Annotated in this window: 12 protein-coding genes and 1 pseudogene; 10 read left to right on the top strand and 3 right to left on the bottom strand. The window is 73.8% G+C overall.

The genetic code is table 11. The features are described 5' to 3' along the window. Window positions 1-1,526: FAD-dependent monooxygenase (locus ABZ641_RS13595; RefSeq protein ID WP_359981565.1), on the bottom strand; the 1,526-nt coding region annotated here is incomplete at its 3' end. 326 nt (window positions 1,527-1,852) lie between these two features. Here ABZ641_RS13595 and ABZ641_RS13590 point away from each other — a divergent pair. From ABZ641_RS13590 to ABZ641_RS13560, 7 genes are all read left to right on the top strand, one after another. After that, complete coding sequence (locus ABZ641_RS13590; protein WP_344621548.1) at window positions 1,853-2,950, top strand: SchA/CurD-like domain-containing protein; 1,098 nt, start codon at window positions 1,853-1,855, stop codon at window positions 2,948-2,950. A 71-nt stretch (window positions 2,951-3,021) separates the two neighbouring features. Further along, window positions 3,022-3,441 carry a cupin domain-containing protein gene (locus ABZ641_RS13585; protein WP_344621549.1) on the top strand — a complete coding sequence of 140 codons (420 nt, stop codon included), beginning with the start codon at window positions 3,022-3,024 and terminating at the stop codon, window positions 3,439-3,441. After that, a complete protein-coding gene (locus ABZ641_RS13580; RefSeq protein WP_344621550.1) occupies window positions 3,438-4,703 on the top strand; it encodes a beta-ketoacyl-[acyl-carrier-protein] synthase family protein in 1,266 nt (421 codons plus the stop codon). The genes ABZ641_RS13585 and ABZ641_RS13580 overlap by 4 nt, the downstream gene beginning before the upstream one ends. Next, window positions 4,700-5,941 carry a beta-ketoacyl synthase N-terminal-like domain-containing protein gene (locus ABZ641_RS13575; protein WP_344621551.1) on the top strand — a complete coding sequence of 414 codons (1,242 nt, stop codon included), beginning with the start codon at window positions 4,700-4,702 and terminating at the stop codon, window positions 5,939-5,941. Before ABZ641_RS13580 ends, ABZ641_RS13575 begins: the two co-directional genes overlap by 4 nt. A gap of 37 nt (window positions 5,942-5,978) precedes the next feature. Then, window positions 5,979-6,233, top strand: coding sequence for an acyl carrier protein (locus ABZ641_RS13570; protein WP_030265077.1), 255 nt, complete (start codon window positions 5,979-5,981; stop codon window positions 6,231-6,233). 4 nt (window positions 6,234-6,237) lie between these two features. After that, window positions 6,238-6,693 (top strand): SRPBCC family protein, encoded by a 456-nt coding sequence (locus ABZ641_RS13565; RefSeq protein ID WP_344621552.1) that lies wholly within the window; start codon window positions 6,238-6,240, stop codon window positions 6,691-6,693. Beyond that, window positions 6,690-7,028 (top strand): TcmI family type II polyketide cyclase, encoded by a 339-nt coding sequence (locus ABZ641_RS13560; protein WP_344621553.1) that lies wholly within the window; start codon window positions 6,690-6,692, stop codon window positions 7,026-7,028. Before ABZ641_RS13565 ends, ABZ641_RS13560 begins: the two co-directional genes overlap by 4 nt. Window positions 7,029-7,213: 185 nt before the next feature. On the opposite strand, the gene ABZ641_RS13555 is transcribed toward ABZ641_RS13560, so the two are convergent. Together ABZ641_RS13555 and ABZ641_RS13550 are read right to left on the bottom strand one after the other, a co-directional pair. Beyond that, the gene (locus ABZ641_RS13555) at window positions 7,214-8,251 is read right to left on the bottom strand and encodes a methyltransferase (RefSeq protein ID WP_344621554.1); all 1,038 of its coding nucleotides are present in this window, start codon (window positions 8,249-8,251) and stop codon (window positions 7,214-7,216) included. Between the two features lie 80 nt (window positions 8,252-8,331). Continuing rightward, the gene (locus ABZ641_RS13550; protein WP_344621555.1) at window positions 8,332-9,393 is read right to left on the bottom strand and encodes a right-handed parallel beta-helix repeat-containing protein; all 1,062 of its coding nucleotides are present in this window, start codon (window positions 9,391-9,393) and stop codon (window positions 8,332-8,334) included. 755 nt (window positions 9,394-10,148) lie between these two features. Here ABZ641_RS13550 and ABZ641_RS13545 point away from each other — a divergent pair. The 3 genes and pseudogenes from ABZ641_RS13545 (at window position 10,149) to ABZ641_RS13535 (ending at window position 13,219) form a co-directional block, all read left to right on the top strand. Continuing rightward, window positions 10,149-10,943: a hypothetical protein gene (locus ABZ641_RS13545; protein ID WP_359981559.1), complete on the top strand. Its 795-nt coding sequence runs from the start codon at window positions 10,149-10,151 to the stop codon at window positions 10,941-10,943. Continuing rightward, window positions 10,944-11,336 (top strand): annotated as a pseudogene (locus ABZ641_RS13540) (cysteine/serine endopeptidase inhibitor); the annotation flags it as partial. Window positions 11,337-11,527: 191 nt separating this feature from the next. Further along, window positions 11,528-13,219 (top strand): AMP-binding protein, encoded by a 1,692-nt coding sequence (locus tag ABZ641_RS13535; RefSeq protein ID WP_359981556.1) that lies wholly within the window; start codon window positions 11,528-11,530, stop codon window positions 13,217-13,219. Window positions 13,220-13,277 lie beyond the last annotated feature (58 nt).

Raw genomic sequence — 13,277 nt, 5'->3', positions numbered from 1 at the left:
CGGACGAGCACCGCGCCGTCGGCCCCGACCCCGTACGTGCCGGCCCAGTCGGTGCCCTCCTCGGGCTCCAACTCCATTTCGGTGCCGACCCGGTAGCCCGTCAGCGGGACACCGAGCCGCTTCGCGGCGAGCTCGCCCGCCTCGTGCCAGGCGTCCGCCGCCGGTCCGGCCAGCAGCACCGGCACCGTCTCGAACAGGTCCAGCGTGGAGACCCGCACCCCGGCCCGCCGCACCCACACGTGCGGCGCCCGGCCGCCCGGCGAGCCGTCCGCCGCGAGCTTCTCCGGCACCGCCGGGCCGTCCGCGTCGGCACCGACCACCGCACCCAGCGGGTACCGGTAGCCCAGCACCACCGACAGCACGTTGTTCTGCCGTCCGGTGCCCGGTGACACGTCGTAGCCCGGGTGCTTGTGCTCCGCGGAGCGGGCCGTCGCCCGGGCGGCGGTCGCCTCCGCGACCGGTCGGCGCTCCCGCCCGTACGACTGCAGCAGCCGCGGTCCGGCCCAGCCGCCGAGCACCGCCGCGAGCTTCCACGCCAGGTTGTGCGCGTCCTGGATGCCGGTGTTGGAGCCGAACGCACCCGTCGGCGACATCTCGTGCGCCGAGTCGCCCGCCAGGAAGACCCGGCCGACCGAGTACCGCTCCGCCACCCGCTGAGCCGCGTGCCAGGGCGCCCGGCCGGTGACCTCCACGTCGAGGTCCGGCACCCCGGCGGCCGCGCGGATCGCCGCGGCGCACCGGGCGTCGGTGAACTCCTCCAGCGCCTCGCCGTTCTCCGGGTGCCACGGCGCGTGGAAGACCCAGTGCTCGCGGTTGTCGACCGGCAGCAGCGCGCCTGCGCCCCGAGGGTCGGTCAGGTAGCAGGCGATGAACCGCCGTTCGCCGACCACGTCGGCGAGCCCCTTCGACCGGAAGGTGATGCTGACGTTGTGGAAGAGGTCGCCGGGACCGGTCTGGCCGATGCCGAGCGCCTCCCGGATCGGGCTGCGCGGGCCGTCGGCGGCCACCAGGTACTGCGCCCGGACGGTCTCCTCCTCGCCCGTCTCCCGGTTGCGGATCAGCGCCGTCACTCCGTCGGCGTCCTGCTCGAAGGAGACCAGCTGCGTCCCGAAGCGGATGTCACCGGTCAGCCGGCGGGCGTACTCCAGCAGCACCGGCTCCAGGTCGTTCTGGCTGCACAGGCACCAGCCGGTCGGGCTGAACCGCTTCAGTGCGCCGCCCGGGTCGATCTCCTTGAACAGCCACTCCTGGTCGTCGCCCGAGAGGGTGTCGGCCTGCAGGATGCCGTGGTTCTCCGCCAGCACCGAGGCGGCCTCCTTGACGGCGGACTCCACGCCCGCCACCCGGAAGAGCTCCATCGTCCGCACGTTGTTGCCGCGTCCGCGCGGGTGGTGCGAGGTGGCCGCGTGCTTCTCCACCAGCAGGTGCGGCACCCCCAGCCTTCCCAGGAACAGCGAGGTGGACAGCCCCACCAGGGAGCCGCCCACGATCAGGACGGGCAGCCGGCCGTCGGCGGTTGGGTTCATCTGTGACTCCAGTCGTTCGAAGGGCCCGACACCCAATGTCCCTGTCATTCGTCCGTGCCCGCGCGGCCGGTTGCGCCCATGGCCGCGCCTTTTCGCTCGGATGGGTTCCTGCCCTCGCACGATCGGTGACGGACCGCCACGATCGAGCTCAGTCCTCGTGACCGGACCATGCCCGGCCGCCGTCGGCGGCACCGGGCCGGGCACACGACCGCACCGGCCGAACCCCCGCCCCCGCGGGCCGCAGGCCGACCCCCACACCCGCCGCCAGCGGCCGCCGCTCCACCACGGCCGCGCGACGACACGTCCCTTCGAGCAGACGAGTGATGATGACGACCCTCACCGAACCCGTGACCGACGCCCACCCTGCCGCCCTCGCCGTCCCCCGCCTGCGCGTCGTCCTCATGTGCGACGTCATGGACGGCGCCCAGGAGAAGTTCCTGACGGCCTATGAGCAGCTGCGCCACCAGGTCGCCGCCGTGCCCGGCCACGTGAGCGACCAGCTCTGCCAGTCCATCGAGGACCCCTCCCAGTGGCTGATCACCAGCGAGTGGGAGAGCGCCCAGCCCTTCCTCTCCTGGGTCGACAGCGAGGCCCACCGCGAGATGGTCAAGCCGCTGCACGGCTGCGTCCGCGACACCCGCTCGCTGCGGTTCAGCATCATGCGGGAGACCGCCGGCGACCACACCTACGACTTCGCGGCGCCGGTCTCCGACGGCATCGTCCGACACGCCCTCACCTTCACGGTGAAGCCCGGCACCGAGAAGAAGGTCGCCGGGATCCTCGCCGGCTACACCTCGCCCAAGGCCCAGGTGGACGAGCGCACCCGGCTGCTGCGCACCTCGCTCTTCATGCAGGGCAACCGGGTCGTCCGCGCGGTCGAGGTGGCCGGCGACCTCGGCGCGGCGCTGCGGCACGTCGCCCAGCAGCCCGAGGTGCGGGCCGTCGAGGAGGCCATCAACCCCTACCTGGAGGAGGCCCGCGACCTCGGCAACCCGGAGTCCGCCCGCGCCTTCTTCATGCGCGCCGCACTGCCCGCGGTGCACCGGGTCGCCGCCCCCGACGCGCCGACCGCGCCCGTCCGCCGGTACGCGCTGCGCTACCCGGTGAAGACCGGATGCGGCAGTTCGGTCGTCGGCCTGTTGGCCCGTCAGGACCGTCAGGTCGTCGAGGAGGGCTCGCCGCTCGTCGCGAGCACCCTCTTCCACCGCGACGACGTGGTCGTCCGCGTCATCGACTTCGCCGGGCCGGCCGACGCCGACCCCGCCACCGCCCTCGGCATCGCCGGACCGCGCGCCGCCGGCGTGCTGGCCCGCCTGCTGGAGCTCGACGAGCACCACGACCTGCGGACCTCCGCGGGCATCGGCCGCTTCCTCGCCGACTGCACCATGCAGCCCGTCACCGACCGCTCCTCCCAGGACGCCTGAGCGTCCACGCACCGGGGCGGCCAGCCCGCCCCCGGCCCCCATCCCTGCAAAGCCTTCTGGAGGCAGCAACCATGACCACCAAGTTCCCACGCATCGTGCACGTCGACGACGCGCCGCCGAACACCCGACGCGGCGGCGACCTGCGCGCCATGCTCACCCCGACGACGGTGGGAGCCACCAGCGGCTTCATGGGAATGGCGATCGTGCAGCCCGGCGACCGGATCGCCGAGCACTACCACCCGTACTCCGAGGAGTTCGTGCTGGTGGTCAGGGGCGAACTGGAGGTCGACCTCGACGGGGAGCCGTTCCGGCTCAGCCCCGACAACGGCCTGCTGATCCCGATGAACGTGCGCCACCGGTTCCGCAACGTCGGCTCCACCGAGGCCCGCCTGGTCTTCCACCTCGGCCCGCTCGCCCCGCGGCCCGAGCTCGGCCACGTCGACACCGAGGAGACCCCGGCGCCGCCGGAACCGGCCGAGGCGGTCTCATGACACGGCGGGTGGTGGTCACCGGTCTCGGTGTCGTCGCGCCCGGCGGCGTCGGGGTCCCCGCCTTCTGGGACCTCCTCACCGCCGGCCGCACCGCGACCCGCGGGATCACCTTCTTCGACCCGGCCGGATTCCGCTCCCGGATCGCCGGCGAGTGCGACTTCGATCCGTACGCGGCAGGCCTGGACGCCGAGGAGGTGGCCCGCTCGGACCGGTACATCCAGTTCGCGCTGGCCGCCGCCGCGGAGGCCGTCCGCGACTCCGGGCTCGACCTCGGCGCCGAGGACCCCTGGCGGATCGGCGTCTCCCTCGGCACCGCCGTCGGCGGCACCACCCGGCTGGAGCACGACTACGTCGGCGTCAGCGCGAACGGCGCCCGGTGGGACGTCGACCACCGCGGCGCCGCGCCGCACCTGCAGCGGGCCTTCACCCCCGCCACGCTCGCCTCCGCGGTCGCCGAGCGCACCGGCGCGCACGGCCCGGTGCAGACGGTCTCCACCGGCTGCACCTCCGGGCTGGACGCCGTCGGCTACGCCCTGCAGGCCGTCGAGGACGGGCGGGTCGACGTCTGCATCGCCGGCGCCTCCGACTCGCCGATCTCCCCGATCACCGTCGCCTGCTTCGACGCCATCAAGGCGACCTCGGCGCGCAACGACGACCCGGAGCACGCCTCCCGGCCGTTCGACGCCAGCCGGGACGGCTTCGTCCTCGGCGAGGGCGGCGCCGTGCTGCTGCTGGAGGAGTACGAGCACGCCAAGCGGCGCGGCGCCCGGATCATCTGCGAACTCGGCGGCTTCGCCACCTTCGGCAACGCCTACCACATGACCGGTCTCACCCAGGAGGGCCGGGAGATGTCGGAGGCCGTCGACCGGGCCCTCGACCACGCCCGGGTGAACGCCTCCGACGTCGACTACGTCAACGCGCACGGCTCCGGCACCAAGCAGAACGACCGGCACGAGACCGCCGCCGTCAAGCGCTCGCTCGGCGCCCACGCGTACGAGACGCCGATGAGCTCCATCAAGTCGATGGTCGGGCACTCGCTCGGCGCCATCGGCGCGATCGAACTGGTCGCCTGCGCCCTGGCGTTGAAGCACGGCGTCGTCCCGCCCACCGCCAACTACGAGACCCCGGACCCGGAGTGCGACCTGGACTACGTCCCGAAGACGGCCCGGGAGCTGCCGCTGCGGCACGTGCTCTCGGTCGGCAGCGGCTTCGGCGGCTTCCAGTCCGCGGTCGTGCTCAGCAGAGAGGGGGCACGGACATGACGTCCGACCCGCCCGACCGGCGGACGGTGGTGACCGGCATCGGGGTGATCGCACCCAACGGTGTCGGCACCGACGACTTCTGGAAGGCCACCCGCGAGGGCGCCAGCGTGCTCGGCCCGATCACCCGCGAGGGCTGCGGGCAGATGCCGCTGCGCGTCGCCGGACAGGTCGGCGGCTTCGACGCCGAGGCCGCCGTCGAGGGCCGCTACCTCGTCCAGACCGACCGGTTCACGCACTACGCGATGGCGGCCGCCGACCTCGCCCTGGAGGACGCGCGGCTGCGGCCCGACGAGAACTCGCCGTTCGCCACCGGCGTCGTCACCGCGGCCGGCTCCGGCGGCGGCGAGTTCGGCCAGCGCGAGCTGCAGAACCTGTGGGGCCAGGGCCCCCGGTTCGTCGGCCCGTACCAGTCGATCGCCTGGTTCTACGCCGCCAGCACCGGCCAGATCTCCATCCGCGGCGGCTTCAAGGGGCCCTGCGCCGTGGTGGCCAGCGACGAGGCCGGCGGCCTCGACGCGCTGGCGCACGCGGCGCGCACCATAGCCAGGGGCGCGGACGCGGTCGTGGTCGGCGGTGCGGAGGCACCGCTGGCGCCGTACTCGATGGTCTGCCAGCTCGGCTACCCCGAGCTCAGCCTCGGCGACGACCCCGCCACCGCCTACCTGCCGTTCAGCCCGGAGGCGAGCGGGTTCGTGCCGGCCGAGGGCGGCGCCATGTTCGTCCTGGAGGACGAACGGGCCGCCCGTCGGCGCGGAGCCCGGATCCGGGCCGAACTCGCCGGACACGCCGCCACCTTCACCGGGGCGTCGCGCTGGGCCGAGTCCCGCGAGGGCCTCGCGCACGCGATCCGCGCCGCCCTGGAGCAGGCCCGCTGCGCCCCCGACGAGGTCGACGTGGTCTTCGCCGACGCCCTCGGCGTCCCGGAGGCCGACCGAGCCGAGGCACTGGCCCTCGCCGACGTGCTCGGCGAGCACGCCTCCCGGGTGCCCGTCACGGCACCCAAGGCCGGCACCGGGCGCGCCTACTGCGGCGCCCCGCTGCTGGACGCCGCAGCGGCCGTGCTCGCCATGGAACAGGGCTTCGTCCCGCCCACGCCGAACGTCACCGGCACGGCGTACGACCTCGACCTGGTCTGCGGCTACGGCCGCACCGCCCAGCTGCGCACCGCCCTGGTGCTCAGCCGCGGACTGATGGGCTCCAACGCCGCCCTGGTGCTGCGTGCCGGCCGGCCGTCCTGACCGGCTGCCGGATGCCCCCGACCCACAGGAGAACCCGATGACCCACGTCCTCACCTACGACGAGCTGGCCGCCCTGATCAAGGGCCGGGCCGGCATCGGCGTCGACCCGCTCGACCTGGAGCGCCCCGGCGCGACCTTCGAGGAGTTCGGCGTCGACTCGCTCGCGCTGCTCGGCATCGTCGGCGAGCTGGAGAACACCTACGCCACCCCCATCACCCCCGGCGCGGAGATGTCCAAGACCCCGCAGGACTTCCTCGACGCCGTCAACGCCTCTGCCACGACGGGAGCCTGACCCCATGCCCGGCCACACGGACAACGAGATCCTCATCAACGCCCCCCTCGACCTCGTCTGGGACGTCACCAACGACCTGGAGGGCTGGCCCCAGCTGTTCAGCGAGTACGCGACCGTCGAGGTGCTCGACCGCGAGGGCCCGAAGACGACCTTCCGGCTGACCATGCACCCCGACGAGAACGGCGCCGTCTGGAGCTGGGTCTCCGAGCGGGAGACCGACCGGCAGGGGCTGACCGTCCGGGCCCGCCGCGTCGAGCCTGGCCCCTTCGAGTTCATGAACATCCGGTGGGAGTACACCGAGCACCCCGGCGGCACCCTGATGCGCTGGATCCAGGACTTCGCGATGAAGCCCACCGCACCGGTCGACGACCACGGCATGACCAACCACATCAACCGCAACTCGCGGATCCAGATGGAACTCATCAAGGAGAAGGTCGAACTGCGGGCGGGCGTGCGGTGAGCGGGACGTACCGCTCGCTCATCGTCGCCCGGATGCGGCCCGGCTCCGGCGACGACATCGCGGGCATCTTCGCCGACTCCGACCGCGGTGAACTGCCGCACCTGATCGGGGTCACCGGCCGCAGCCTGTTCCAGTTCGAGGACCTCTACCTGCACCTCATCGAGGCGGACCGGCCGCCCGGGCCCTCCGTCGCCCAGCACGTGAAGCACCCCGAGTTCCAGCTCGTCAGCGACCGGCTCACCGCGCACGTCCAGGCGTACGACCCGGCCACCTGGCGGGAGCCGAAGGACGCGATGGCGCGCGAGTTCTACCGGTGGGAGCGGCCCTCGGGCTGATCCACCGCGAACGCCAGGGCGCCGACCGATCACCATCGGGCCGGCGCCCTGGCGTTGCCGCGTCCGCCGCCCGGTGCCGGCCTGCCGGTGCCCGATGCCCGGTCCCGGTGCAGGGACCGGTGGCGGGCGCACGCCGAGGCCCGCCGGCGGGGTGCCGGCGGGCCTTGGGGGAGGAGCGGAGCGCGTCAGCCCCCGACGACGCTCTCGAAGGCGTGCAGGTACGGGTTGACCGGGCGGACCTCGTCGACCCGAAGGCCGGCCTCGGACATCAGGCCCAGCATGCTCTCCCGGGTGTGCTTGGCACCACCGACGTTGAGCAGCAGCAGCAGGTCCATCGCGGTGGTGAAGCGCATCGAGGGGCTGTCGTCGACCAGGTTCTCGACCACCACCACCCGGGCGCCCGGGCGGGCCGCACCCACCACGTTCGCCAGCGTGCGGCGGGTGGACTCGTCGTCCCACTCCAGGATGTTCTTGATCAGGTAGAGATCGGCCTGCACCGGGATGTCCACCCGGCAGTCGCCCGGCACCAGGCGGGCCCGGTCGGCCAGCACGCCGCCCGGCCGCAGCCGCGGATCGGCGTCCGCGACCACTTGCGGCAGGTCGAGCAGCGTGCCGTGCAGGTGCGGGTGCTTCTCCAGCAGCCCGGCCAGCGCGAGGCCCTGGCCGCCGCCGATGTCCACCACCGTCGAGACGCCCTCCAGGTTGTCCAGGAAGGCCACCAGGTCGGCGGCGGACTGCCGGCTGGAGCTGCTCATCGCCTTGTCGAAGACCTTCGCGGACTCGCCCGCGTCATCGTGCAGGTACTGGAAGAACTCCTTGCCGAACATCTCGGGGAAGATGTTGCGGCCGGTGCGGACGGCCTCGTCCAGCCGGGGCCAGGCCTGCCACGTCCAGGGCTCGGTGCACCACAGCGAGATGTAGCGCAGGCTGTTGGGGGCGTCCTCGCGCAGCATCCGGGACATGTCGGTGTGCGCGAAGCGGTCGTCGTCCGTCTCCGTGAAGATCCCGTAGCTGGCGAGCGCCCGCATCAGCCGGCGCAGCGGCTTGGGCTCCACCTTCAGCTCGGCGGCCAGGTCGCGGACGGCCGTCGGGCTCTCGCCGAGCGCGTCGGCGACACCGAGCTGCGCCGCGGCGCGGATCGCCGCGGCGCAGGCGGCGCCGAAGACGAGCTCGCGCAGGCGCATCACCGCGGGCGGGGACGGGGACTGGGTGCTGGCGGACATGGAACCGCCTTTCGTACGGGGGCCGGGCGGCCCGGGGAGGAGGGTCTGCGGTCGGTGCGGCGGGTTGCTCGGGCGAGGGCTCAGCAGCGGCCGGCCGGCTCGGAGACGCCGCAGGTGTTGCGGGTGAAGGTGTTGCCGGTGCCCTTGTCGCGGTCGGCCAGGTCCGCGGGGCCGTTGTCGGCCAGTACGTTCCCGGTGACGGTGATCCGGTTGTTGGGCGTGCCGGTCACGCTCGGGAAGAGCACCACGCCGCCGGACATCGGCGAGTCGCCGCGGTTGCCCTCGATCTGGTTGCCGGACACCACGGAGTCCTCGGCACCGGTGAAGAGGATGCCGGTGCCCTGGATGAAGGCCAGCCGCGGGTTCGGCGGGCAGTACTTGTTGTTCTCGTGGACGTAGTTGCGGTTGACGCTGATCGCGCCCGGCTTGGGCGAGCCCTCGTCGCCGACCACGAAGACGCCGCCGCAGTTGCCGCTGATGTCGTTGGCGTCCACCGCCAGCGTCCGGGCGCGCCGGACGACCACGCCGATCCGGTTGCCGGACAGCCGGTTGCCGCGGATCACGGTGCCCTGGGTGTCGATGGCACCGCCCTCGTGGGCCACCGAGTTGGCGAGGAAGATGCCCGCCTGCACGTTGTCGGCGGCCTCGTTGCCGGTCAGCGTGGCCCGGATCGACTTCTCCTGGCTGATGCCCTGGTTGCCGTTGTGGAAGGCACCGACGTCCATGATCCGCAGGTGGTCGGTGTTGGAGGCGTCGATGCCGTTCATCCGGTAGCCGGAGACGGTCAGCGAGCCGATCCGGACGTTGTTCACCTTCTGGTCGTCCGTGCCGGCCACGCAGATGCCGTGGCCCGCCGTGGCGCAGGCGTTCCCGGTCTGCGCAGGGTCCGGGACGAGGACGGTCGACGGACCGACCCCGCGCAGGGTGATGTCCGAACGGGTGATCAGCACGCTCTCGTGGTACGTGCCGGGCATCAGCTGGACGGTGCTGCCCGGGGCGGCCGCGTCGACCGCCTTCTGGATGGACTCGCCGGGGAAGACGGTGCGCATCGAGGACGCGGCCTGGGCGGGCGGGACCGCCCCCAGGCTCGCGACCAGGGCGGCGAGGCCGCCGGCGAGGTAGTGGGTCCGTCGCATGGACATGGAACTGGGGCCTGCTTTCGGGGGTACAAGGGTCGGGCGGGCGCCGGGATCGGCGCGCCCGGTGCGGGGGTGCGGGGCTGTGGAGTGCGGGGGTGCGGGGTTCGCGCGGTGGGGGTCGTGGGGCCGCAGGGTGCCGTGGGGGACAAGGGGTGTGGGGTCATGTGGAGGTGGCGCGCCGGGCGCGGGGGCGGAGGGCACGGGGGCGTGGGGGAGCGCAGGGAGCCTCCGTCCCCCCGAAGCTAGGACCGCCCCAGGGGGCCCGCCACTCGGGTGGGCGGTTCGGTGACGATCCCTCACCTGACGGAGTGGCGCATGTGGCTGACCGTCATGCACGCGGGCCCGCCCCGACCGTCCCCGCCGCCGTCCCCGTCACCGTCGCTCCGCACAGCCGGGCGGGGTCGGCGGCGGAATGCCCGCTCCCGAAGGGCGGACACCCCGGAGGTCGGCAGGTGCGCCCCGCCGCACCGTGGAGGACGGTGGACGGTGCGTGCCACCGGGACACGTCCGGCCCGGCGCCGACCGCGTCCCGGGTGAGCAGCCGGGCACCGGGCTGCGCACCGGCCGGTCGTGACCGGGGCAGCCCCGGTGCGGTGGCCCAGGGCCGATCGGGCGACCGCCGCGGAAGTTTCCGGAGGCCGTGCGGCGGCGGGGCGAGCGTGCCCCGCAGGGCGCCCGGACGGGGCGGCCGAAGGGCAGCCCCCGGGCACCGGTGCGACCATCGTGGGCAGGGGTGCGACCTTCGGAAGGTGCCGCTGATGCATGCCTCGCGGGCGACCGCCCGGCAGTACCGGTCCCACAGCAGGCCCACGGGCCGGCCCGTACGGACGCGGCTGCTGGCCGCCCCGCTGCTCGCCCTGACCCTCGCGGGCACGGCCGCCTGCAGCGGGTCCGGCGGCGATCCCGCCCCGGCCTCCGCCCCGGCACCCGCCTCCTCCGGCAGCCCCACGGCCCCCGCGCCGCTGCCGACCTCCGAGGACCTCCGCAGCGCGCTGCTCACCACCGAGGACCTCGGCCCGGCCTTCGCCGAGACCCTCCCGGCCGACGGTGCCGAGGACCAGGGCACCAGCGGCTGCCCGCTGCTCACGGAGATCCTCAACGGGCAGGGAGAGCCGCGGCCCGGCGCCGTCCGCGAGCAGACCGAGTTCACCACCGCCGAGTCCAGCCCGTACCTCGGCGAGTCGCTGCTCACCGAGGAGCAGGGCGCGCTGGCGGACGACCACGCCAAGGTCGCCGAGGCGTTGCGCACCTGCGAGGCGCTCACCTTCACCGGCGACTCGACCTCCGTCACCTTCACCCTCACCCCGATACGCTTCGGCGGGCTGGCGACCACGGCGGTGCGGATGGACGGCGTCGTCGACGGGGTGCTGCTCAACGGTTACCTGGCCGTGGAGCAGATCGGCCCGGCCGTCCTCACCTTCTGGTACTTCCAGGCCGGCGGAGCCTCCGCCCAACTCGCCGACGAGGTCTACCGCGCCGCTGCCGCCAAGGTCCTCCAGGTGCTGGTCGAGGGCGACGTGGCGAGCGGGTCGGCCGCGGCCGCCGGCATCTGAGTGGGCGTCAACTCGTCCGGTCGGAGCGGTGGGAGGCGGTGGACCGCCGTCGTCGTCAGCGCGGCGGTCTTCCCCGTCCTGGGTGTCGGAGCCACCGCGGGCGGCCTCCCGATCGGCCAGGCCCGGACGGGCCGGGCGACCTGGTACGAGGACGCCGGCACCGGCGCCTGCGGAACGGCGGTCGACGCCGCGACCGAGGACCTCGCCGCCGTTCCCGCCGCCTGGTGGACGGCCGCCGACCCGAACGCCGACCCGCTCTGCGCGGGCGTCTCGGTGCAGGTCGACTACCGGGGGCGGACCATCACCGTCCCGGTCCGCGACCAGTGCCCCGGCTGCCTGGCCGAACAGCTCGACCTCAGCCGGCCCGCCTTCCAGCGGCTCGCCGACCTCGGCCTCGGCGTCCTCGACGGGATCACCTGGAAGTTCGTCGACTCCGGGCGTGGCGGCGGCGGTAGTGGGGGCGGCGGTGGGGGTGCCGGAGGTGCGCGGGAGTCCGGACACGTTCGCGAACTTCCGGCGGGGCCGGTGCCCCGGCGGCAGGATGAGCGGAGAGACGGTTCCGATCAGCACCGAGGAGACAGGCCATGGGTCCGGTCGACGAGTTCCGCGCGGCCCGCGACGTCCTGCTGCGCCACCGCACCGATTACGACGCCGCCCGCCGGGAGTTCCGCTGGCCGCAGCCGACGGCCTTCAACTGGGCGCTCGACTGGTTCGACCGGATCGCCGAGGGCAACGACCGGCGGGCGCTCTGGGTGATCGACGACGACGGCACCGAACACACCCGTACCTTCCGCGAGATGGCGCACCGCTCCGACCGGGTGGCCAACCACCTGCGGGCGCTCGGCCTGCGGCGCGGCGACCGGATGCTCGTCATGCTGGGCAACGTGCCGGAGCTGTGGGAGACCATGCTCGGGGCGATGAAGCTCGGCGTGGTGGTCATCCCGGCCACCCTGCTGCTCAGCGCCGACGACCTGCGCGACCGGCTGGAGCGCGGCCGGGTGCGCGCCGTGGTCGCCGCCGCCGAGGTCGCGGACCGCTTCGCCGGCCTGCCCGGTGCCGACCTGCGGATCGCGGTGGGCGGCGAGCCCGAGGGCTGGCACCGGTACGCCGACGCGGACGGCGCCGCCGACACCTTCGAGGCGGACGGGCGGACCCCGGCGGACGATCCGCTGTTGCTCTACTTCACCTCGGGCACCACCTCCCGGCCGAAGCTGGTCGAGCACACCCACACCTCGTACCCGGTCGGGCACCTGTCGACGATGTACTGGATCGGGCTGCAGCCGGGGGACGTCCACCTCAACATCTCCTCGCCGGGCTGGGCCAAGCACGCGTGGAGCAACCTCTTCGCGCCGTGGAACGCCGAGGCGACCGTGCTGGTGCTCAACCACGCCCGCTTCGACGCGGACCGGCTGCTGGAGGTGCTGGAGCGCTGCGGCGTCACCACGCTGTGCGCGCCGCCGACGGTGTGGCGGATGCTGATCCAGGCCGACCTGACGTCACGTCGGCTGTCCCTGCGGGAGCTGGTGGCCGCGGGCGAGCCGCTCAACCCGGAGGTCGTCGAGCAGGTGCGCAAGGCCTGGGGGCTGACCGTCCGGGACGGCTTCGGGCAGACCGAGACCACCGCGCAGATCGGCAACAGCCCCGGCCAGCCGGTGAAGCCGGGTTCGATGGGCCGCCCGCTGCCCGGCTACCACGTCGCCCTGCTGGACGCCGAGGGCAACCGCGCGGAGGAGGGCGAGCTCAGCCTCGACCTGGCCCGCCGCCCGGCCGGGCTGATGCGCGGCTACGCGGGCGACGAGGAGAAGACCGCCGAGGCGATGCGCGACGGCCACTACCGCACCGGCGACGTCGCCTCGCAGGACGCGGACGGCTACGTCACCTACGTCGGCCGCGCCGACGACGTGTTCAAGGCGAGCGACTACCGGATCTCGCCGTTCGAGCTGGAGAGCGTGCTGATCGAGCACCCGGCCGTCGCGGAGGCCGCGGTGGTGCCCTCGCCGGACCCGGTGCGGCTCGCGGTGCCCAAGGCGTTCGTCGTCCTGGTGCAGGGCCGGGAGCCGAGCGCCGACCTGGCCTGCGACATCCTGCGCTTCACCCGCGAGCGGCTGAGCGCCTACAAGCGGATCAGGCGGCTGGAGTTCGCCGCCCTGCCGAAGACGATCTCCGGCAAGATCCGCCGGGTGGAGCTGCGGCAGCACGAGCAGCAGCACGGCGAGCGGCGGAACCCGAACGAGTACTGGGAGTCGGACTTCCCGTCGCTGAAGGACTCCCGCTGAAGGGCTGAACGCGGCGAGGGCCGAACGCGGCCGAGGGCCCGCCCGGTCGGGGTGACCG

This window comes from Kitasatospora sp. NPDC007106, assembly GCF_040634455.1.
Taxonomy (GTDB): domain Bacteria; phylum Actinomycetota; class Actinomycetes; order Streptomycetales; family Streptomycetaceae; genus Kitasatospora; species Kitasatospora arboriphila.
This window is presented reverse-complemented; position numbering and strand designations above follow the sequence as displayed.